This window comes from Streptomyces sp. NPDC051051 (genome assembly GCF_040682975.1).
Lineage (GTDB): Bacteria > Actinomycetota > Actinomycetes > Streptomycetales > Streptomycetaceae > Streptomyces.
On the sequence record NZ_JBFBCB010000016.1, the window covers coordinates 35,019 to 56,922 of the forward strand.

Annotated in this window: 14 protein-coding genes; 6 read left to right on the plus strand and 8 right to left on the minus strand. The window is 74.7% G+C overall.

The window, feature by feature from the left end; genetic code table 11:
- Window positions 1-123 precede the first annotated feature (123 nt).
- The 4 genes from AB0N31_RS14650 to AB0N31_RS14665 are packed head-to-tail and all read right to left on the minus strand — an operon-like array spanning window position 124 to window position 6,244.
- Window positions 124-2,037, minus strand: a complete 1,914-nt coding sequence (locus AB0N31_RS14650; protein ID WP_366058806.1) for an ABC transporter ATP-binding protein — start codon at window positions 2,035-2,037, stop codon at window positions 124-126.
- Window positions 2,038-2,076: 39 nt separating this feature from the next.
- A complete protein-coding gene (locus AB0N31_RS14655; RefSeq protein WP_366058725.1) occupies window positions 2,077-3,369 on the minus strand; it encodes an FAD-dependent oxidoreductase in 1,293 nt (430 codons plus the stop codon).
- Window positions 3,366-4,808 (minus strand): FAD-dependent oxidoreductase, encoded by a 1,443-nt coding sequence (locus AB0N31_RS14660; protein WP_366058726.1) that lies wholly within the window; start codon window positions 4,806-4,808, stop codon window positions 3,366-3,368. Before AB0N31_RS14660 ends, AB0N31_RS14655 begins: the two co-directional genes overlap by 4 nt.
- Window positions 4,805-6,244, minus strand: coding sequence for an FGGY family carbohydrate kinase (locus tag AB0N31_RS14665; RefSeq protein WP_366058727.1), 1,440 nt, complete (start codon window positions 6,242-6,244; stop codon window positions 4,805-4,807). Before AB0N31_RS14665 ends, AB0N31_RS14660 begins: the two co-directional genes overlap by 4 nt.
- Before the next feature lie 296 nt (window positions 6,245-6,540).
- Here AB0N31_RS14665 and AB0N31_RS14670 point away from each other — a divergent pair, with 296 nt between their 5' ends.
- The 4 genes from AB0N31_RS14670 (at window position 6,541) to AB0N31_RS14685 (ending at window position 12,809) form a co-directional block, all read left to right on the plus strand.
- Window positions 6,541-7,536 (plus strand): hypothetical protein, encoded by a 996-nt coding sequence (locus tag AB0N31_RS14670; protein WP_366058728.1) that lies wholly within the window; start codon window positions 6,541-6,543, stop codon window positions 7,534-7,536.
- A 47-nt stretch (window positions 7,537-7,583) separates the two neighbouring features.
- A complete protein-coding gene (locus AB0N31_RS14675) occupies window positions 7,584-9,116 on the plus strand; it encodes an amino acid permease (RefSeq protein WP_366058729.1) in 1,533 nt (510 codons plus the stop codon).
- Window positions 9,117-9,299: 183 nt separating this feature from the next.
- Window positions 9,300-10,391 carry a mechanosensitive ion channel family protein gene (locus AB0N31_RS14680; RefSeq protein WP_366058730.1) on the plus strand — a complete coding sequence of 364 codons (1,092 nt, stop codon included), beginning with the start codon at window positions 9,300-9,302 and terminating at the stop codon, window positions 10,389-10,391.
- Between the two features lie 198 nt (window positions 10,392-10,589).
- Entirely contained in the window at window positions 10,590-12,809 is a 2,220-nt protein-coding gene (locus tag AB0N31_RS14685; protein WP_366058731.1) for an NADP-dependent isocitrate dehydrogenase, read from the plus strand.
- A 349-nt stretch (window positions 12,810-13,158) separates the two neighbouring features.
- On the opposite strand, the gene AB0N31_RS14690 is transcribed toward AB0N31_RS14685, so the two are convergent.
- From AB0N31_RS14690 to AB0N31_RS14700, 3 genes are read right to left on the minus strand one after another with little or no spacing between them, the layout of a single operon-like run.
- A complete protein-coding gene (locus AB0N31_RS14690) occupies window positions 13,159-13,659 on the minus strand; it encodes a hypothetical protein (RefSeq protein WP_366058732.1) in 501 nt (166 codons plus the stop codon).
- A 5-nt stretch (window positions 13,660-13,664) separates the two neighbouring features.
- Window positions 13,665-14,303 carry a sigma-70 family RNA polymerase sigma factor gene (locus AB0N31_RS14695; RefSeq protein WP_366058733.1) on the minus strand — a complete coding sequence of 213 codons (639 nt, stop codon included), beginning with the start codon at window positions 14,301-14,303 and terminating at the stop codon, window positions 13,665-13,667.
- A 7-nt stretch (window positions 14,304-14,310) separates the two neighbouring features.
- A complete protein-coding gene (locus tag AB0N31_RS14700; RefSeq protein WP_366058734.1) occupies window positions 14,311-15,747 on the minus strand; it encodes a S8/S53 family peptidase in 1,437 nt (478 codons plus the stop codon).
- Window positions 15,748-16,076: 329 nt separating this feature from the next.
- Between AB0N31_RS14700 and AB0N31_RS14705 the strand changes: the two genes are divergently transcribed.
- Window positions 16,077-18,641 (plus strand): CHAT domain-containing tetratricopeptide repeat protein, encoded by a 2,565-nt coding sequence (locus AB0N31_RS14705; protein ID WP_366058807.1) that lies wholly within the window; start codon window positions 16,077-16,079, stop codon window positions 18,639-18,641.
- Between the two features lie 99 nt (window positions 18,642-18,740).
- Here the strand turns inward: AB0N31_RS14705 and AB0N31_RS14710 are convergent, their stop codons facing one another.
- Window positions 18,741-20,624 (minus strand): LuxR family transcriptional regulator, encoded by a 1,884-nt coding sequence (locus tag AB0N31_RS14710; protein WP_366058735.1) that lies wholly within the window; start codon window positions 20,622-20,624, stop codon window positions 18,741-18,743.
- 71 nt (window positions 20,625-20,695) lie between these two features.
- Here AB0N31_RS14710 and AB0N31_RS14715 point away from each other — a divergent pair, with 71 nt between their 5' ends.
- Window positions 20,696-21,781: a M12 family metallopeptidase gene (locus AB0N31_RS14715; protein WP_366058736.1), complete on the plus strand. Its 1,086-nt coding sequence runs from the start codon at window positions 20,696-20,698 to the stop codon at window positions 21,779-21,781.
- Window positions 21,782-21,904 lie beyond the last annotated feature (123 nt).

The following is a 21,904-nucleotide window of genomic DNA, read 5'->3' on the forward strand; positions in this document are numbered from 1 at the left end:
CTCCCGGCCCCGACGGGCCGGGCACGGCGTCGGCGTGGCAGGGCCGACCGGCGCCGCCGCGCCCCGGTCGACCGCGCCGAGCGCCCCGTCCGGCGGGTACCGCCCCCTACCGGCGGGCCCGCCTCACGTCGTCGTCGCCACCGCCGTCGCCTCCGTCGCCGTCCCCGGCTTCTCGAACTGGGTGCGGTACAGCTGCGCGTACCGGCCGTCCGCCGCCAGCAGGGCCTCGTGCGTGCCGCGTTCCACGATCCGGCCGGACTCCACGACCAGGATCAGGTCGGCGGAGCGCACGGTGGACAGGCGGTGGGCGATGACGACGGCGGTACGGCCCTGGAGGGCCTCGGTGAGCGCCTCCTGGACGGCCGCCTCGGAGGTGTTGTCGAGGTGGGCGGTGGCCTCGTCGAGGATGACGACCCGCTGGCGGGCCAGCAGCAGGCGGGCGATGGTCATGCGCTGGCGTTCGCCGCCGGAGAGGCGGTAGCCGCGCTCGCCGACGACCGTGTCCAGGCCGTCGGGCAGGGAGCGGACCAGGTCGTCGAGGCGGGCGCGGCGCAGGGCGTCCCACAGGTCGTCCTCGGGGGCCTCGGGCCGGGCGAGGAGGAGGTTGGCGCGGACGGTGTCGTGGAAGAGGTGGCCGTCCTGGGTGACCATGCCGAGCGTCGCCCGCAGGGAACGGGCGCTCAGGTCGCGGACATCGGTCCCGCCGATGCGGACGGCACCCTCGTCGACGTCGTACAGGCGCGGGAGCAGTTGCGCGATCGTCGACTTCCCGGCGCCGGAGGAGCCGACGAGGGCGACGGTCTGGCCGGGTTCGGCGCGGAAGGAGACGCCGTGCAGGACCTCGGCGCCGTCGCGGGTGTCGAGGGCGGCGACCTCCTCCAGGGCGGCGACCTCCTCCAGGGAGGCGAGGGAGACCTTGTCGGCGGAGGGGTAGCCGAAGCGGACGTCGTCGAACTCGACGGCGACCGGGCCCTCGGGCACCTCGCGGGCGTCGGGCTTCTCCTCGATGAGCGGCTTCAGGTCGAGCACCTCGAAGACGCGCTCGAAGCTGACCAGCGCGCTCATCACCTCGACGCGGGCCCCGGCGAGCGCGGTGAGGGGGGCGTACAGGCGGGTCAGCAGCAGGGCGAGGGCGACGACGGCGCCGGGGTCGAGGGTGCCGTCCAGCGCGAGCCGGCCGCCGAGGCCGTAGACGAGGGCGAGGGCCAGGGCCGACACCAGGGTGAGGGCGGTGATGAACACCGACTGGGCGGTGGCCGTGCGGACGCCGATGTCGCGGACCCGGGCGGCGCGCTCGGCGAACTCGGCGGACTCCTGCTCGGGGCGGCCGAAGAGTTTCACGAGGGTGGCGCCGGGCGCGGAGAAGCGTTCCGTCATGCGGGTGCCCATCACCGCGTTCAGTGCGGCCGCCTCGCGCTGCATCTCGGCCATCCGGCGGCCCATGCGGCGGGCCGGCACCACGAAGACCGGCAGCAGGGCGAGGGCGAGCAGGGTGACCTGCCAGGACAGGGTGAGCATGACGGCGAGGGTGAGGACCAGGGTGACCAGGTTGCTGACCACTCCGGACAGCGTGTTGCTGAAGGCGCGCTGGGCGCCGATGACGTCGTTGTTGAGGCGGGAGACGAGCGCGCCGGTGCGGGTGCGGGTGAAGAAGGCGACCGGCATCCGCTGCACGTGGTCGAAGACCGTGGTGCGCAGGTCGAGGATGAGCCCCTCCCCCAAGGCCGCGGAGAGTCTGCGGCCCAGGATGCCGAACGCCGCCTCCAGCACGGCGATCAGCGCGATGAGCAGCGCCAGCCGGACGACGGTCGCGGCCTCGCCGTGCGACACGATCGTGTTCACGACGCGGCCCGCGAGGACGGGCGTGGCCACGGCGAACAGGGCGGTCACCACCCCGATGAGGACGAAGGCGGCGATACGGCGGCGGTGCGGGCGGGCGAAGGCGCCGATGCGGCGCAGGGTGACGCGGTTGAAGGGGCGGCGTTCGTGCCGGGCGTGCATGACGCTGTACAGCTGCGTCCAGGCGGTGGTCTCCATGCTCATGGAGGGACCGTAGGACCTCGACCGGAGTTGAGGTCAACCCGGCGGCGGGGAAACGCCGGGCAGGGAAACACCGGGCGGGGAGACCGTCACCCGGACCGGACCGGCGTCGGGGTCGACCCGGTGGGTCCAGTCGGCGGGCAGGCGCAGGGTGCGGTTCGGCAGTGCGGTGCGCAGCCGCTCGCGGTGCAGGACCCGGCCGTTCTGGGTGACGTGCAGGACCGGGCGGGTGAGTTCCGTCGCCGTGCGCAGGACGTACGGGAGCCGGTCGGCCGGGGTGACGCGGTTCGGGGCGATCCAGCGCAGGGGCGGGGCCACGGTCAGGGGGACGGCGGGCGGGCGTCCGGTGCCGGCCGTCCGGCGTTCGGTGCGGCTGCCGGCACCGGTGAGGTGGTCCAGGACGGCGCCCGCCGCGTGGACGCCGTCGCGGGCCGCGGTCGCCGCGCTCTCCGCGGGGTGCAGCAGGCTGCCGGCGGCGAAGACGCCCGGTCGCGAGGTGTGCAGGGTGCCGTCGACGGCGGGGCCGCGGGTGCCGGGGTCGAGCGACAGGCCCGCGCGGCGGGCCAGTTCGTGGTCGGGGACGAAGTCGCCGGTGAACACGACGGTGTCGCAGGGCAGTACGGCCGTCCGGCCGTCGCGGTGCCGGACGCGGACGCCCGACAGGCGGCCGTGGCCCAGGAGTTCGGCGACGGTGGTGTGCGTGAGGAGGGGTACTCCGTGGCGCAGGCGGGCGTCGGCGGCGCGGGCCGCGGCGGTCTGCGGGCGGGCGTGCTCGGTGAGCATCGCCACCACGGTGGCGCCCGCGGCCCGTACGGTGTCGGCCGCCGCGTAGGAGACGTCCTCGGCGCCGACGACCACGGCCCGGGTCCCGATGTGCTGCCCGTGGAGGTGGACGGCGCGCTGGAGTTCGCCCGTGGTGTGGACGCCGGCCGGGCGGGTGCCGGGCACCAGGCGGGCGGCGCGCGGGCGTTCGTGGGCGCCGGTGGCGAGGACGACCGCGCGTGCGGTGAGCGTCTCGGGACCGTCGGGGCTCACGGTGTGCAGGGACAGCGGGCCGGCCCAGTCGAGGGCGGTGACGCCGGGGCGGACGGTGGCGCCGGCCCGCCCGGCGGCGGTGACCAGCAGGCGGGCGTACGCCGGGCCGGTCAGGGGGTGCAGGAGGGTGCCGTAGCCGCCGTGTGCGCAGTGGCGGGGTGTGCCGCCGGGCTGCCGTTCGCGGTCCAGGACCTCGACGCGGCCGGCTCCCGCCGCGGCGAGGCGGGCGGCGGCCGCGAGTCCGGCGGGGCCCGCGCCGACGATCAGGACGTCCACCTCGCGTGCGGCCGTCATGCCGGCCTCGCCTCCCCCGGCCGGGGCGGCCTCGCCTTCACCGGCGGGGCCGGCGCGGCCGTCGCCTGCGCCAGGAGGGCGCGGACCTCGGGGCCGCAGTGCGTGCCCTGGCAGCGGCCCGCGCGGGCGCGGGTGCGGCGGCGCAGGCCCTCGGGGGTGCGGGGCGGGATCGGGCCGGCGAGGGCGTCGCGGATGTCGCCGCGGGAGACGTGCTCGCAGTGGCAGACGAGGGTGCCGTACTCCGGGTCCGCGGCGATGCGGTCGGCGGCGGGGCGCGGGTCGCGCATGCGCACCGGCTCCAGGGGCCGGGCGGGGCCCAGGTCGAGGCCGGTCTCGTCGGCCAGCAGGGCGGTGACGTGGGCGGCGATGGCGAGGGACGCGGTGAGGCCGGTGGAGCGGATGCCGCCGACGGTGACGTGTCCGGCGTCGGGGTGGGCGGTGATGCGGTAGTCCTCGTGCTCGGTGGCGGCGCGCAGGCCGGCGTAGACGGCGGTGACCTCCTCGTCGAGGAGGGCGGGCAGGATGCGGGCGCCCCGGGCGCGCAGGGCGGCGAGGCCCTCGGCGGTGGATCCGGTGGCCCGCTTGTCGTCGAGGTCCTCGGCGGTGGGGCCGAGCAGGACGTTGCCGTACACGGTGGGGGCGACGAGCACGCCTTTGCCGAGGGCGGTGGGGACGGGCAGCAGGATGTGGCGGACGAGGCCGCGGGCGAGGGTGTCGAAGACGATGAGCTGGCCGCGGCGCGGGGTGACGGTGAAGTCGCCGTGGCCGAGGAGGGCGTCCAGCGTGTCGGCGTGCAGCCCGGCCGCGTTGACGAGGCGGCGGGCGCGCAGGGTGCCCCGGCCGGTGCCGAGTGCGTGGACGCCGTCCTGTCGGCTCACCTGCGTCACCGGTGAGTTGAGATGGAGGTCCACGCCGTGCCGGACCGCCTGGGTGGCGTACGCCAGCGGGGTGGTCCACGGGCAGACGACGCTCTCGCCGGGCACGTGCAGGGCCCCGAGCGCGCCGGGTCCCAGGTGGGGTTCGCGTGCGTGGAGTTCGGCCGGTCCGAGGAGGCGGGCGTCGCGGTACTCGTTGCGTTCGGCCTTCTCGGCGAGGCGGGGCAGGGCGGCGAGCTGTTCGTCGTCCCAGGCCACCAGGAGCGCGCCGACCGGGTCGACGGGGATGCCGGACTCGGCGGCGTACGCGGTGAGCAGGCGCGCGCCCTCGCGGACGAGCCGTGCCTCGAGGGAGCCGGGCGCCGCGTCGAAACCGGTGTGCAGGATCGCGGTGTTGGCCTTGGAGGTGCCCTGCCCGATGTCGTCCTGGGCCTCGACGAGCGCGACCTTCAGGCGGGGCCGGCGGGCCAGTTCGCGGGCGATGGCGCAGCCGACGACGCCGGCACCGACGATCACGACGTCGTACGGGTCCGTGGGCAGCGGTCCTTCGGCGGTCACCGTCATGCCGGGGCACCGTCCAGCAGGGCCGTCACCGCGGCGCGGAAGCGGCCCAGGCGGTCCGCCGCCTCGTCGGGCGTGACGCGGGGCTCGTACACCGCCGACGGCTCGGTCCCGGGGAGCGCTTCGGCGAGGGTCGTGCCGTCGGCGGCCCCGAGGCGGGCCAGGGCGCCCACGCCGAGGGCGGTCGCGTCGGGCAGGGCGGACACCTCGACCGGGCGTTGCAGCAGGTCGGCCTGGGTCTGCATGAGCAGGGCGGAACGGGTCAGGCCGCCGTCGACGCGCAGCAGGGTCAGGGGGGTGCCGAGGTCGGCCGCCGCGGCCTCGGCCAGCTCGACGACCTGGGCGGCCAGGCCCTCGCACAGGGCGCGCACCAGGTGTCCGGGGGCGGTGTCCAGGCCGAGTCCGGTCAGGGAGCCGCGCAGGTCGCCGCGCCACCAGGGGGCGGCGAGGCCGGCGAGGGCCGGGACGAAGGTGACGCCGCCGCTGTCGGGTACGGCCGCGCCGACGGTGTCGAGGTCGGCGGCGCCCGCGATGACGCCGAGGTCGGTGAGCCAGCGCACGGCGGAGGCGGCGGTGTACACCTGGCCGTCGAGGCAGTGGTCGGCGCGTCCGGCGAGCCGCCAGGCGACGCAGCTGACCAGGCCCGAGGTGCTCCGTCGCGGGGTGCCGCCGGTCGGGGCGAGGAGGAACGCCCCGGTGCCGTAGGTGCACTTGGCGGTGCCGGGTGCGGTGACGCGCTGGGCGAGGAGGGCGGCCTGCTGGTCGACGACGAGGCCGGTGAGCGGGATGTCGTACCCGAACTCGCTTGTCGTTCCGACGTGTTGGGCGTTGTCGACGATCTCCGGGAGCCGCTCCCCGTCCAGCCCGTACAGGCCGAGGGCGCGGGGGGACCAGGTGACCCGGTCGAGGTCGAGGAGCTGGGTGCGGCCGGCGGTCGCCGCGTCGGTGACGAAGGCGCCGGTGAGGCGGTGCGTGAGCCAGGCGTCGCTGGTGGTGACGACTCCCCGGGCGGTCAGGTGACGGCGGATCCAGGCCATCTTGGGGGCGGCGAAGTACGGGTCGACGGGCAGACCGGTCAGTTGCCGTAACTCTTCTGCGTGCGGGGCGAGTTCAGCGCACAGCGCGGCCGCGCGGCGGTCCTGCCAGACGAGGGCTTCGGTGAGCGGGCGGCCTGTCGCCGGGTCCCAGGCGAGGACGGTCTCGCCCTGGTTGGCGAGGCCGAACGCCATGACGGGCTCACCGGCCTCGGCCAGCGCGCACCGGCCGGCGTCGAGCACCGAGGCGTACAGCTCGGCCGGGTCGACCACGACGAGGCCGCCGGGCAGGTGGCGGGGGCGTACGGCCGCGAACCCGGTTCCCAGGACGCCGCGTTCGGGGCAGACGACCAGGGCCTTGGTGCCGGACGTGCCCTGGTCGACGGCGAGTACCGGACCCGTCATCACGCCCCTTCCTCGGTGATCGGCGGCCTCAGCCTGCCTCCGGGCGACCCGCCCAGTCAAGCGGCGCCGGCCGTCCCCACCTGCATCCATCCGGCCACTCCAACGCCGCCTGATCACCGCTCAGTTGCAGTATCGCCAAGCATGGTCGGATCGATCCGGAAACGGGTGTGAGGGGTGCGGGCCGGGCCCTATAGTGACCGCCGACCCAGGCGATCTCCTCATCTGCCGCCCCGAGGAGGGCTGTTGTTACTCCACCCTGCCGTCCCGGCCCATCCCCGACCGGGGGCGAGCGGCTGATGGCCAGAGACGGAGCACGCCCCGCCTACGACCCCGCGGGCCACGACGGCGAACTGCGGGCGGCCCTGCAGGAGGTGCGCACCGGCCGCTGGCTGTCGATGCGGACCCTGCTGGAGCGCACGACGCGGTGGTGGCAGTGGACGCAGCGCACCCAGGTGCTCGCCGCGGGGGCGGCCGGGACCGATGTGGTCCGGGCCTGGCTCGCCGAGGAGCCGGACAGTGTGCCGGCCGCCGTGATGGCGGCGCGGGTCGCCGTCGAGCGGGCACTGCGCGCGCACCGCGAGCGGCACCGCCGTACGCACGAACTGTGGATCGAGGCCTGGGACGTGAGCCAGAGCGCCGCCCGCGCCGCGCCGGCCGACCCGGTGCCGTGGGTGTGCCTGCTGGCCCTGGCCCAGCTGGACCGTGAGCAGTCGTGGGAGGAGCACCGGGCGCCGCCGCCGGACCCGACCCTGCCGCCCGGCCCGTGGGGGCTGTTGGAGGCGGCCGTCGAGCGCGACCCGCACAACCGCGAGGCCCACCACCGCATGCTCCAGTTCCTCTACGCGCGTGCGGCGTCCGGGCGGTTGGCGGAGGCGGCCGGATTCGCCCAACTGGCCGCCCAGAACGCCCCGCCGGGTTCGGCGCTGCACGTCCTGCCGCTGTACGTGCGGGTCGAGCGCTACCGGCGCGGCGGCGGGCGGGAGGCCGCCCTCGATCTGCACTGGGTGGCCGACGACGCCGCCCGTGAGGCGCTGCACGCGCACACCGCGTGGTTCGCGCACAGCGCCGCCGCCGAGCGCTCCCCGCTCGATCTGAACCATCTCGCCCACGCGCTGTGGGGCGCGCACCGGTTCGCCGACGCGGCACGGGTGTTCGACGCGATCGGCCCCTACTGCACGCCCCTGCCCTGGGCGTACCGCACCGCGGTGCCCGGCGATCACGGCCAGGCCGTGCAGGTGTTCCTCCAGGCCCGCACCCGCAGCCAACCGGCCGCGCGGCCCGTGCCCGACTGACGGTCCGTCATCACACACTCGCCCGACCACTCTTCGGAGGATTTGGCATGTCCGGCACTACCGAACCACCGCTCGCCACCCCCGTCCCGCGGCCCGACGAGGAGCAGCGGTTACGCGAACTGGGCTACCGCCCCGTGCTGGCCCGCCGCATGGGCGGCTTCGGCAACTTCGCGATCAGCTTCTCCGTCATCTCGATCCTCTCCGGCTGCATGACCCTGTACGGCTTCGGCATGGGCGCGGGCGGTCCCGCGGTGATGCTGTGGGGCTGGGCCGGGGTGGGGCTGTTCGTGCTCTGCGTGGGGCTCGCGCTGGCCGAGGTCACCAGCGCGTATCCGACGTCGGGCGCCCTGTACTACATGGCGGACCGGCTCGGCGGGCGCCGCTGGGGCTGGTACACGGGCTGGCTGAACCTGCTCGGGCTGCTCGGCGCGATCGCCGGCATCGACTACGGCGCCGCCCTGTTCGCGGGGGCGTTCGCCAACCTCCGGTGGGGCTTCGAGCCGACGCCGGGGAAGACGATGCTGATCTTCATGGCGATCCTGCTGCTGCACGCCGTGCTGAACCTGTTCGGGGTCCGCCTGGTCAGCGTCCTGAACTCGGTCTCCGTATGGTGGCACCTGGCCGGAGTGGCGCTCATCGTGGGCGCGCTGGCCGTCGTCCCCGACCACCACCGCTCCCCGTCCTTCGTCTTCGGCGAGTTCGTCAACGACACCGGCTGGGAGAACCCGGTGTACGTGGCGGCGATCGGCCTGCTGCTGGCCCAGTACACGTTCTCCGGCTACGACGCCTCGGCGCACCTGTCGGAGGAGACCGCCAACGCGTCGGTGTCCGCGGCGCGCGGCATCGTCCGCTCGATCTGGGTGTCCTGGGCGGCGGGGTTCGCCCTCCTGGCGGGCCTCACCTTCGCCATCCAGGACTACGACGCCACGCGCGCCACCGCGACCGGCGTGCCGCCCGCGCAGATCCTCCTGGACGGGCTCGGCACGGGCGGGGCGAGCGCGCTGCTGCTCGTCGTGATCGTCGCCCAGCTGTTCTGCGGCAACGCCGAGGTCGCCGCGGCCAGCCGGATGGTGTTCGCGTTCAGCCGGGACGGCGCCCTGCCGGGCTCGCACCTGTGGCGCAAGGTCAGCGCCCGCACCCAGACCCCGGTCGCCGCGGTGTGGCTGTCGGTCGCCGTCGCCTGCGTCCTGGCCCTGCCGTCGCTGTACTCCGCGACCGCCTACGGCGCGGTCACCGCGATCAACGTCATCGGCATCACGCCCGCGTACGCCATTCCCGTCCTGCTGCGGCTGCGCGCCGGGGACCGTTTCCGGCCGGGCCCCTGGAACCTGGGCCGCTGGAGCAGGCCGATCGGCTGGATCGCCGTGGTGTGGGTGGCCTGTGTGACCGTGCTGTTCTGCCTGCCGCAGTCCTCACCGGTGACGGCGGACACCATGAACTACGCGTCCCTCGCCCTCGTCGTCGTGCTGGCCCTCGCCACGGTGTGGTGGTTCGTGGCCCGCCGTTCCTACGGCACGCCCACGGCGGCGGCGTACGGTTCGGACCGGGAGCGGGCGGAGCTGGCCGAAGGCATCGTCTGAGCCGGTCACCGGGTACGAACCGCCGTCGCGCATACGGCAGGATGAGCGGTCGCGTCCGTGCACGGGACGGGCGCGACCGCACTTCGCACTTCCCGGAACCGAGCAGGTGACCCAAGTGACGACACATCACATCCGGCCGTCGGCGCCCCCCTTCGCCGCGGACCGTCCCTCCGGAGGCGACCGGTGAACCGCGCGCTGACCCTCGACGACGCCGTCCTCGCCGGAATAGCCCTCGCCGCGGGCCTGTTGGTGGCGTTCGCGTCGCGGACGCTGCTGCGCTGGCTGGCCAAGCACGCCAAGCGCACCAAGTGGAGCGGCGACGACGTCGTCGTGGACGCGCTGCGCACGGTCGTGCCGTGGGCGGCGCTGGTGGGCGGCGGGGCGGCCGCGGCGGCCGTACTGCCGCTGACCAGGCCCGTCCAGCACACCGTCAACCAGAGCCTGACCGTCCTGCTGATCTTCGCGGTGACGGTGTCGGCGGCCCGGGTGATAGCCGGGCTGGTGCAGAGCGTCACCCACGCCCGCTCCGGGGTGGCCGGATCCGCCACCATCTTCGTGAACATCACGCGGGTGCTGGTCCTGGCGCTCGGCTTCCTGGTCGCGCTCCAGAGCCTCGGCATCTCGATAGCGCCGATGCTGACCGCCCTCGGCGTCGGCGGTCTGGCCGTCGCGCTGGCCCTCCAGGACACCCTCGCGAACCTCTTCGCGGGCATCCACATCCTCGCCTCCAAGACCGTGCAGCGCGGCGACTACATCCGGCTCAGCAGCGGCGAGGAGGGCTACGTCGAGGACATCAACTGGCGGCAGACGACCGTGCGCGCCCTCTCCAACAACCTGGTCGTCATCCCCAACGGGCAGCTCGCCAAGTCGAACATGACCAACTTCATGCGCCCCGAGCAGCAGCTGACCATCCTGGTGCAGGTGGGGGTCGCCTACGACAGCGACCTGGAGCACGTCGAGCGGGTCACCTGCGAGGTGGTCACCGAGGTGATGACCGAGATCACCGGCGCCGTGCCCGACCACGAGCCGCTGGTCCGCTTCCACACCTTCGGCGACTCCCGGATCGGTTTCACGGTGATCCTCGGCGTCGGCGAGTTCAGCGACCAGTTCCGGATCAAGCACGAGTTCATCAAGCGCCTGCACCGCCGCTACCGCGCCGAGGGCATCCGCATCCCGGCGCCCGCCCGCACCGTGGCGCTCCAGCAGGGCGCGGTGGTCATCCCGCAGCAGCGCGCGGGCGAGGACCTGGTGCCGCCCGCGGCCCTGCACGACTGATCCCGCCGGCCGTCCGGGACGGCCCGGACGCACCGGTACGGCTTCGGGCCCCGGGGTCCGGACGGCTCGGGATGCGGACGGCTCGGGATGCGGCGGCCGGTCCGGAAAGGACCGGCCGCCGTGGGGTCCTGTCGAGTCCGGGTCGGTCACGAGATATCTTGATGTCGAGCAATGTTGCAGACGTGGAGCGGAGCACCGGTGACTGACTCGACCATCATCTATACGCACACTGACGAGGCCCCGGCCCTGGCGACATATTCCTTCCTGCCGGTGGTCCAGGCGTACGCCTCGCAGGCCGGTGTCTCCGTGGAGACGCGGGACATCTCGCTGGCCGGGCGCATCATCGCCGTGTTCCCGGAGTACCTGACCGAGGACCAGCGCGTCCCGGACGCCCTGCACGAACTGGGCGAGCTGGCGAAGACGCCCGAGGCGAACATCATCAAGCTGCCGAACATCTCGGCGTCGATCCCGCAGCTCAAGGCCGCGATCGCCGAGCTCCAGGCGCAGGGCTACGCGCTGCCGGCCTACCCCGACGACCCGCAGACCGACGAGGAGCGGGACGTCCAGGCCCGCTACGACAAGGTCAAGGGCTCAGCCGTGAACCCGGTCCTGCGCGAGGGCAACTCCGACCGCCGCGCCCCCGCGTCGGTCAAGAACTACGCCAAGACCCACCCGCACCGCATGGGCGCCTGGTCGGCGGAGTCCAAGACCGCCGTCGCGACCATGGGTGAGAACGACTTCCGCTCCACCGAGAAGTCCGCCGTGATCTCCGAGGCCGGCGCGCTGCGCATCGAGCTGGTCGGCGAGGACGGCACCACCACCGTTCTGCGCGAGTCCGTACCGGTCCTGGAGGGCGAGGTCGTCGACGCCTCCGTCCTGCACGTGGCCGCGCTGCGCGAGTTCCTGACCGCTCAGATCGCCCGCGCCAAGGCCGACGACGTGCTGTTCTCGGTGCACCTCAAGGCCACGATGATGAAGGTCTCCGACCCGATCATCTTCGGTCACGTGGTGCGCGCCTTCTTCCCGAAGACCTTCGAGCGGTACGGCGCGACCCTGGCCGCCGCCGGCCTGACCCCGAACGACGGTCTCGGCGGCATCCTCAAGGGCCTGGAGGCCCTGCCCGAGGGCGACGCGATCAAGGCCTCCTTCGAGGCCGAGCTGGCCGAGGGCCCCGCCCTGGCGATGGTCGACTCCGACAAGGGCATCACCAACCTGCACGTGCCGTCCGACGTCATCGTCGACGCCTCGATGCCGGCCATGATCCGCACCTCCGGCCACATGTGGGGCCCGGACGGCGAGGAGGCCGACACCCTCGCGGTGCTGCCGGACTCCTCCTACTCGGGTGTCTACCAGGCCGTCATCGAGGACTGCCGCGCCCACGGCGCCTTCGACCCGTCGACCATGGGCTCGGTCCCGAACGTCGGCCTCATGGCGCAGAAGGCCGAGGAGTACGGCTCCCACGACAAGACCTTCGAGGTCAAGACCGCCGGCACGGTCCGCCTGGTCGACCGGGCCGGCAACGTCGTCCTGGAGCAGCCGGTCGCCGAGGGCGACATCTTCCGCGCCTGCCAGACCAAGGACGCCCCGATCCGCGACTGGGTCAAGCTGGCCGTCACCCGTGCCCGCGCCACCGGCGCCCCGGCCGTGTTCTGGCTGGACGAGACCCGCGCCCACGACGCGCAGCTCATCGCCAAGGTCCGGGCGTACCTGGCGGAGCACGACACCGAGGGCCTGGACATCCGGATCCTCGACCCGGTCGAGGCCACCAAGCTGTCGGTGGAGCGCATCCGGCGCGGCGAGGACACGATCTCGGTCACGGGCAACGTCCTGCGCGACTACCTCACCGACCTGTTCCCGATCCTGGAGCTGGGCACCAGCGCCAAGATGCTGTCGGTGGTCCCGCTGATGGCGGGCGGCGGCCTGTTCGAGACGGGCGCCGGCGGCAGCGCGCCGAAGCACGTCCAGCAGCTGGTCAAGGAGAACTACCTGCGCTGGGACTCCCTCGGTGAGTTCTTCGCGCTGGTCCCGTCGCTGGAGCAGTACGCCGACTTCACCGGCAACTCCCGCGCGAAGGTCCTCGCCGACGCCCTCGACCGCGCCACGGCGACCTTCCTCAACGAGGACAAGTCCCCGACCCGTCGCGTCGGCGGCATCGACAACCGCGGCAGCCACTTCTACCTGTCCCTGTACTGGGCGCAGGAGCTGGCGCAGCAGACCGACGACGCCGACCTCGCGAAGGCCTTCGCCTCGCTCGCCGAGACCCTCGCGGCGAACGAGCAGAAGATCGTCGAGGAGCTGAACGCCGTCCAGGGCGAGCCGGTCGACATCGGCGGCTACTACCAGCCCGACCCGGCGAAGGCTGCGGCGGTCATGCGCCCGTCGGCCACCTGGAACGAGCTGCTCGCCTCCCTGAGCTGACGCCCGTCCGCCGAACCTCCGCCCCGACCGGCGCACCGCCCGGCCGGGGCGGAGGCGCGTCCGGGCGCGGTCACGGGTCGGGGCGGGGCGGGGGCAGGTGTCGGGGCGGGGGCAGGTGTCGGGGCGGAGGCAGGTGTCGGAGTGGAGGGGCACGCCGGGCGGTCCGGCGGGTCCGGGGCTGACCCGGCTCGCCGCCGCACTGGCGGAACCGGTCGACGCGGTCTCCGGTTGAGGGGCGCGGGGTCCCGGCGGGCGCGTGGGACCTGTCGCGGGAGGGTCGCCTCCACTCCGGAGACGGCCGGTCCCCGCCCCGCCCGCCGGGACGGCCGACGTCACGTGGCGGACGGTGTCAGGCGCGCATCCACTCGGTGACCACCACCTCGCCGCCCGCGCGCAGGCGCAGGGCGAACGGGCCGACGGGCCGGGCCTCGCTGGTGAAGCGGCCCATGTCGTCGGCGGTCAGGGCCGCTCCGGCGCGGGGGCCGTCGAGGACCTCGACGGAGGCGGACTGCGGGGGCAGCAGCTGGCCCATGATGCCGCGGGAGGTCACCTCGACGTCGACGGTCAGCCCGCCGGTGTGGAAGGTGAGCATCCGCGGGACGTCCATCGCTCCCCTGACCGGGATGGCGTCGACCAGTGAGTCGAAGGTCAGCTCGGCGATCTTCGCGTCGATGTCGTGCAGCGCGTAGGCCTCGACGGCGAGCAGGCGCAGTTCGGCCGGTACCGGGTCGAGGATCGCGGCGGCCTCGCGGAGTTCCGCCTCCAGCCCCGTGTGGTCGGACTGCCGGTCGGACTGCGCGTCGTGGCGGGTGCCGTCGAAGGCGTTGTCGTCGAAGGCGTTGTCGTCCATGTGGCTCACAAGGCTCCCCGTGCGTCGAGTCGGGCCCGCAGGCGGCGCAGGCATCGCTGGCGCATCGGTCCGATGCTGCCCACGGCGATGCCCAGGCCGGCCGAGACCTCCTGGTAGCTGGGCGGCGGCGAGGAGATCAGCACCCGCAGCAACTGCCGGCAGCGCTCGCCGAGCGCCTCGAACTCCTGCCAGAGGTGGCGGACGCGCTCGCTCTGCGCGGCCGCCTCCTCCGAGTCCAGCACCGACTGTTCCGGCGTACGGTCCTCGCTGACCCGGTCGAGCAGCTGGGGATCGTCCGTCGGGGTGAGCCGGCGCAGACTCTTGATCACTTTCAGGCACTCGTTGCGCGTGGTGCTCGCCAGCCAGGAACCCGCCTTGTCGGGTTCGCGGATCCGCCCGAGGTGCTGGGCGAACCGGAACCACACGGTCTGGTACACCTCGTGCCCGTCGGCGTCGGAGAGCCGGTGCGCGCGCACGACGGACCACACCAGCGGGCTCAGCCCTTCCACGATCGCCTTCCAGGCCGCCGTGTCACCGTCGACGGCGGACCGGACGAGCGCGCCGACTTCACTACGGTCCACGGTCCCACCCCTCGTGTACGGCACGTCATCGTACGCCGTGACGGGGCCGGACCCGGACCTCATGACGCCCTCACGCCGGCACGGCCGGCTGCCCGACGGGCACCGGTGTCCAGGTGGCCGGCAGCAGCGCCGGCACGTGGGCTCCGCGCACCTCGGCCGATTCGGCGTGCGCGGCGAGCAGTTCACGGGCGGCGGCGCGCGGGTCGGTCAGGCCGTGGGCCGTCATGTGCGCGGCGACGAGTCCGGCGACGACGGGCGTCGCGAAGGAGGTGCCGCTCCAGGAGGCCAGTCCTTCGAACATGACCTGGTCGGGCTTGCCCGTGCCGGTCGCCCGCTCCTCGCTCAACACCCCGGTGTGGCGCGGCGACTGGCAGGTGCAGGCGTAGGTGAAGCCGTAGCGGCAGGCGTCGTAGGTGGAGTGCTGGTACACGTACGGGACGGGGCTGCCGAATCCGGTGAGGGCACTGGTGAGGCGCTCGCCGGGGGCGTAGACCCGTACCCAGGGGCCGTGGTTGCTGAAGCAGGCGCCGAACTCCCCGTCACCGCGCAGCGCGCCGACCGACAGCACCGCGTCCGCGTACTCGGGCAGGGCGGCGTAGGCGGCGGGCCAGAAGGGCGTGGCACTGGCGTTGTTGCCCGCGGCGGCCACCAACAGGGTTCGCTGCGAACGCAGTTCGTCCATGAAGGCGGCCACGCCGAGCAGGCCGTCGACGCGGCCGTTGGAGGTGCCGGCGGAGAGGCTGAGGATGTCGGGCCAGCCGCCCTGCTCGACGGCCTCGAACAGCTTGTCGCCGAAGTCGTACTCGAGGATCGCGCCGGCGTCGTTGAGGGTGTTGCGCACGGTGATGTCGGTGTCGGGGGCGACGGCCGCGACGAGCCCGGCGATGAACGTGCCGTGGCCGACGTACTGCTGGAGGACGCCGTCGTCGTCGGTCTCCCGGATCTGCGCGTCGCCGTCGGTGTGGGCGAGGAGGGGGTAGGAGCGGTGGTCGTGCATCAGGCCGGTGTCGACGACGAGCACGCCGACGGCGCCGGCCGGGTCGTGGGCGGCCCGGGCCGCGGCCGGGTTGGGCGGCCCGTTGCGGCCGACGGGCACCGGCTCGTCGCCGGGGCAGGCGTTGACCGCGATGGACACCACGTGGTTGCGGCTGACCAGCCGGCGGCCCACGCGGTCCTCGGTGCCCCGCAGCGCGCGCAGGGCGCCCGCGACGGCGCGGTCCGTGCCGGGCACGCCCTGGCCGGGGTCGGCGACCTGGATGCGGGTGATGCCGGAGCGGTTGGCCTGCGGTCCGGCCCGGCGCACGTGGTCGGGGGTGAGATCGGGGGCCGCGGTGAAGTGGGTGCGGACGGCGTCCTCGACGACCTGGGCCTCCTCGCCGTCGCGCGCGAGGACGACGCCCTTCTCGTAGATGAACTCGGCGGAGTCGTCCGGGCCCATCGCCAACGGCACGCCCGGCAGCGCGCGTTGGATCTGACCGAACTGCTCGTGGAATCTCCGTGGTGCCATGACCCGTCCTCCCCTGAACCCGATGGTCGTCTATCAGACCCGCGGAACCCCTGTCTGATACAGGTGGTGCGACGACAGCGGGGAGGGGCGCGGTTGCGACCGCGCGCCCTCGGCGTGCGCGGCGGTGCGCTGCCGTGCTTCGAGGGGCGTACGACGGGCGGTGCGCGGCCTCGCTTCGGGGGACGCAGGACGGGCGGTGTGCGTGTCCCGTTGACATGGCGTCTCACAAGTACAACCTGAAACGACCTCAGCCCTGTGTGTGATGCGACCGGAGCACTACCATCCGTGGGGTGACAGCGGGAAACGACGCGGTGCTCGAACTGCTGCCCATGGTGTTCGCCGCCCCCAACGACGCCCTGGCACGGGCGGAGGGAGTGCTCCGCACCGATCCCCCGCCCCTGCACGCCTCGGTCGCCCATCAGGTGATCGGCATCTGGCAGCGGGACTGGGGCGACCTGCGTCTCGCCCTGGACCACCTGCGGCGCGCCCGCACGCTGGCGGCGCGCGCCGACTCGGCGGAGCGGGAGGCGGACGTCCTGGCCACCCTCGGCGTGGCCCTCGTCCACGCGGGCCGCACCCGGCAGGGCCTGACGGCGTTCGAGCGGGGCATCGAGCGCGGTACGGGTCACACTCGCGCGCGCGTGCGGTACCGGCGGGCGTACTCCTGGTGGGTGCTGGGCCATCACCGCGAGGCGCTGGACGACCTGCGCCGGGCGATCACCGTGCTGCGGCAGGCGGACGACGTCATCTGGACGGCGCGCGCCCTCACCCTGCGCGCCACCGTGCACCTGGCGCTCGGCGCGGTGGACCGGGCCGACGCCGACTTCACGGCGGCCGAGGCGCTGTGGGACACCACCGGCCAGGAGCACGACAAGGCCGACGCGGTGGAGAGCAGGGGGTTGGCCGCGTTCCGCTCGGGGGACGTTCCGGCGGCCCTGCGGCTGCTGGACGAGGCCGAGGAGCGGTACGCCAAGCTGGGCACGCCCACCTTCATGCTCGACATCCGGCGCTGCGAGGTGCTGATGGCGGCCGGGCTGGCGCCCGAGGCGCTGACCGAGGCGGACGCGGCGATCACGGTCCTCGACGGGATCGGCGGGCAGTCCACCCGCAAGGCGGAACTGCTGCTGGCCGCGGCGAAGGCGGCCCGGCTGGCGGGCGATCCGGGCACGGCGACCGCACGGGCGGCGCTGGCCGTGCGGCTGTTCGCGGGACAACGCCGCACCTGGTGGGAGGCGCACGCCCAACTCGTGCTGATCGAGGCGCGGGTGGCGACCGGGCGGAGCTCGGGGCGGCTGGTCGCGGACGCGGTGCGGGTGGCGGAACGGCTGTCCTCCTTCGGGGCGCCCGCCGCGCCGGAGGGCTGGCTGCTGGCGGGCCGGATCGCGCTGGACCTGCACTGGACCGAGGACGCCGAACGCTATCTGGCGGTCGCCGCACGCAGCCGGCGCAGCGGGCCGCCGCTGGCACGGATGACGGGCTGGGCGGCACAGGCGCTGTGGGCGCGGGCGACCGGTTCGGGCCGGGGCGTCCTGGAGGCCTGCCGGCGCGGCCTCGACGTGCTCGACGACCACCGCACGACGCTGGGCGCCTCCGAGCTGCGGGCCCGTGCCACCGCCCAGGGAGCCGAACTCGCCGCGCTCGCCCAGCAGGTGAGCCTGGAACGGGGCGGGCCGCGGCGACTGCTGGTGTGGAGCGAGCGCTGGCGGGCCACCGTCCTGTCGGCGCCGCCCACCCGGCCGCCCGCCGATCCCGCGCTGCTCAGCGGGCTGACCGCCTACCGCGAGATCGCCGCCCGCGCGGAGGGCGCGCGGATGGACGGCCGTCCGGTGCCGACGCTGGAGCGCGAGCAGCGCCGTCTGGAGCGGGAGATCCGCTCCCGCACCCTGCACATCCGGGGCGGTTCCCCCGGGGACGGCGACCGGTTCGACGTGGGCCGGCTGCTGGAACGGCTCGGCGACGGGCGGCTGGTGGAGATCGCCGTACTGGACGGGCGGGTGCAGGTGCTGCTGTGCGGGGGCGGGCGGGTGCGCAGGTTCGCGGGCGGGCCGGTGGCCGAGGCGGAGCGGGAGGCCGAGCACGTGCAGGCCGGGCTGCGGCGGCTGGCGCACCCCGGCGCGGACGCGCGGCTGCCGGTGGTGGAGGCGGCCGGCCGGCGACTGGAGAACCTGCTGCTGGGCGAGGCCGCCGCGCGGTTGGGGCCCGGCCCGGTCGTGGTCGTCCCCCCGGCCCGGCTGCACCAGGTGCCGTGGGCGCTGCTGCCCGCCCTGCGGGAGCGGGTGCTCAGCGTGTCGCCGTCGGCCGGCAGTTGGCTGCGGGCCCGGGAGACCGACCCCGTGCCGGGCGGACGGCACGTGCTGGTGCGGGGGCCGGGTCTGGCGTCCGGGGGTGCCGAGGTGCCGGAGGTGGCGGGCCGGTACGGCAGGCCGACGGTGCTGGAGCACGCGGACGCGCGGGTGCCGCGGGTGCTGGAGGCACTGGACGGGGCCGCGCTGGCGCACATCGCCGCCCACGGCACCTTCCGGGCGGACAGTCCCATGTTCTCGTCCCTGCGCATGGCCGACGGCCCGCTGATCGTGCACGACTTCGAGCGCCTGGCCCGCAGTCCGTACCGGATCATCCTCTCCAGCTGCGACACCGCCCGCCTCGCCTCGGTGGGCGCCGACGAACTCCTCGGCCTGGTGACGGCGTTGCTGCCGCTCGGCACGGCCGGGGTGGTGGCGAGCAGCGCACCGGTCAACGACGAGGCGGTGGTCGCGCTGATGCTGGCCCTGCACAAGGGGGTCAGCGCCGGCCTGTCCCTGGCGGAGGCGCTGCGCGACGCCCGCGCCGCCCTGCCGGGGGACGCGCTGCACCAGGCGACGGGGTGGGCGTTCACCGCCTTCGGAGCCGCGTGAACGCCCGTGGCCCGGCGGACGGGGACCCTCGTGGCCCCGGCGGACGGGAACGCCCGCCGTCCGCCGCCCGCTGGACGTGAACGCCCGCCGCCCGGCGGATCAGGCCGTCCGGGTGTCGGGCAGGTCCACCAGCCACGGCAGCGCCGCACGGTCGCTCGCGCCGAGGCGGGTGTACGCGCCGTACAGGTGATTGCCGACGGTGCGGACGGACAGGGTCAGCCGCTCGGCGATCTGCCGGTTGCTGAGGCCGGCCGCCGCGAGCGTGACGATCTGGCGCTGCCGGGCGGTGAGTTCGCCCAGCGCCAGTCCCGCCAGGGCGGGGGTACGGGCGCCCTGGCACCGGCGGGCCAGGGCGACGGCACGGGTGCGGGCGGTGCGGGCCGCGCGCGGGTCCCGGTGCAGTTGCGCGGCCCGTGCGTGCGCCTCGGCCGCGAACAGCAGGAAGCCCCGCTCCTCCAGCTCGGCGGCGACCCCGTCGAGTCCGGGCCCGTCCCCGCGGGCCAGGGCTTCGGCGTGCCGCGCGAAGACGCCCCCCTCGGGAGCGGCCCGCCGTACGGCGTCACCGGCGCTCGTCCGGTCCGGCGTGCCGGACGGCGTTCCCCGCCCCACCACGACCCGGCCCGGCGGGGTGGAAAGCGGCCGTGGCGGCGGCTCGACCCGTCCGGCCTCCGAGGACGAGGCCCGTGCAGGGCCGAGGGCGGGGGCGGACTCCTCCCCCAGCCCTTCCGTCGCACAGCCCAGTTCGGACAGACAGCCCGCGTCCCCCGGCGTCCCCGCCAACCCCTCGCGCGCCCAGGCCACCGCCTCCCGCAATTCCCCCCGCAGCCGGGCGAACCGCGCCCGCACAGCCGCGTACCCGGCCGGAACCGGTTCCCCCTCCCCCACCAGCCAGTCCCCCACCGGCGCCGCCCCCGACCGCACGTCCGCCGCGTCGATCCGCCGCAGCAACTCCGCCGCCTCCGCCTCCAGCGCCGCCCCGCACGGCGGCCGGCCCGCCGCCAGCCGCCGGGCCCGCAGCCTCCCCGCGGCCGCCCGCAGCAGCGGACCGTGCAGCGGACGGGCGAGCCGAACCGCCGCGTCGTCGTCGGCCCGGACCAGCCCTTCGGCCTCCAGCCGTTCGAGGACATCCAGGTCCGGCCCGGCCGCCGCCGCGGCCAGTGGCAGCGGCTCCGCGAAGGCGAGCCGGTCGAGGACCTCCCGCTCCTCGGGACGGGACCGGCCGAGCACGGCGGCGGCCCACTCGCACAGGGCGGGGGTCACCGGGACCGGCCCCCGCCACCTCCACTCCCGACCGTCCGACCCCCGGTCGAACCGCCCCTGGTCGAACCGCCCCTGGTCCCGCAGCGCGTCCAGCAGGTCACGCAGCAGAACGAGGTCGCCCCCGGCCAGCCGGTGCAGCCGGTTGACGGTGAGCGGCTCCGGCCCGGCCCCGGCCACGGCGGCCAGCACCCGGGCGACGTCCGCACGGGGCAGGGGCTCCAGGGCCAGCCGCGGCAGGAGGTCACCCGAACGCAGACGGGCCACGGCATCCGGCGCCGGCACGCCGTCCGCGACGAGGATCAGCAGCCGGGTGCGTCCCTGCACGGCCAGCTGGTGGACGACGGCGGCGGAGTCGTCGTCCAGCAGCTGGGCGTCGTCGACCAGCAGCAGCCGCACACCGGACAGCAGGTGGACGGCGCGGTGCAGGGTGACGCCCTCGGGCAGGAGGTGGGCGAAGGCGGCGAAGGCCGTGCCGCGGGTCTCCGGCGTGCCGGCCACCCGCACGCACTCCATTGCGCGCACCGCCTCCGCGGCCAGCCGGCTGCGGCCGACGCCGGGCGGCCCGGTCACCACTGCGCCCGGCCGCCCGGCGCCCAACGCACCGCGCAGCAGCTCCAGTTCGTCCTCGCGGCCGGTGAACGGCCACGGCAGCGAGGAGAGCGGCCGAAGGGTCCTTGTGTCATGTACGGAGGTCGTCACGTCTACAGGAGTCCGCATACTCATGCCTGATACAGGGCGACTTGAGTAGGCCCCGACTCAGGTCCCGGACGGTGCTCCCGGGCAATCTGGTGACCATGACCGCCCGTTACTGCTCGCTGACGCAGCAGCCGGCCCCCGCGTTCGCTCCGGGGCTGGCCGCCGAGCGGCTCGGCGCGCTGATGAGCGGACGCCGGATGTGGGTCAACGGCACCGTGCTGCACTACTGCTTCCTGGACGGCGACAGCGACGGGTCGGTCATCCCGGTGCCGGGTTCCGGGGGGACCCGGTGGGTGTCGTGGGTCGGCGACGAGGCCCAGCGGGAGGTGGTGCGCGACGCGTTCCACGAGTGGGCGGATCTCGGCATCGGGGTGTCGTTCGCCGAGGTCGACGACCGCTCGGAGGCGGAGTTGCGCATCGGGTTCCAGCAGGGCGACGGTTCCTGGTCCGCGGTGGGCCGGAACGCGCTGCGGGCGGGTCTGAACGAGCGCACCATGAACTTCGGCTGGGACCTGACCGCGCCCGGGGAGCGCGGGACGGCCCTGCACGAGATCGGGCACGCGCTGGGCATGCAGCACGAGCACCAGAGTCCGTTCGCCGGCATCCACTGGGACGACGAGGCCGTGTACGCCGACCTGGCGGGCCCGCCGAACCACTGGAGCCGGGACCGCACCTACTTCAACGTCCTGCGCAAGCTGGACCCGGCCGAGGCCAACGGCTCGGTGTGGGACCCGCAGTCCGTGATGGAGTATCCGTTCCCGGCGGGTCTGATCCTGGAACCGGAGCAGTTCCGCGGGGGCGTGCACCCGCCGGGTGCGCTGTCGCCGCTGGACAAGGAGTTCGCGCTCCGCCGGTATCCGCCGCCGGCCGCGTCGCGGCCGCCCGCGCTGGTGCCGTTCCGCTCGGTGCCGCTGTCGCTGGCGGCGGGTGAGCAGGCCGACTTCACGATCGAGCCGCCGGAGACCCGCGAGTACGCCTTCGGGACCTTCGGGGACGGTGACGCGGTCGTGGTGGTCTTCGAGGAGCGGGACGGCGAGCCCCGCTTCCTGGCCGGGCGGGACGACGGGGGCACCCCGCACAACGCCACCATCAGGGTCCGGCTCGTCAAGGGCCGACGCTACTTCGTCCGTGTCCGGCTGTACTGCGGCTGGGGCGCGGGAGAGACCGCCGTCATGTGCTGGTGACGGCACGGGACGGCGCCGTACGCGCCCAGGACCACGGTCCGGCGCCGGGGGAAGAGTGCCGGCGTCCGTAGCCTTCGGGGGAGGGAGACGGGCGCCGGCCGCACCCGGTGCGGCCCGCGGCGG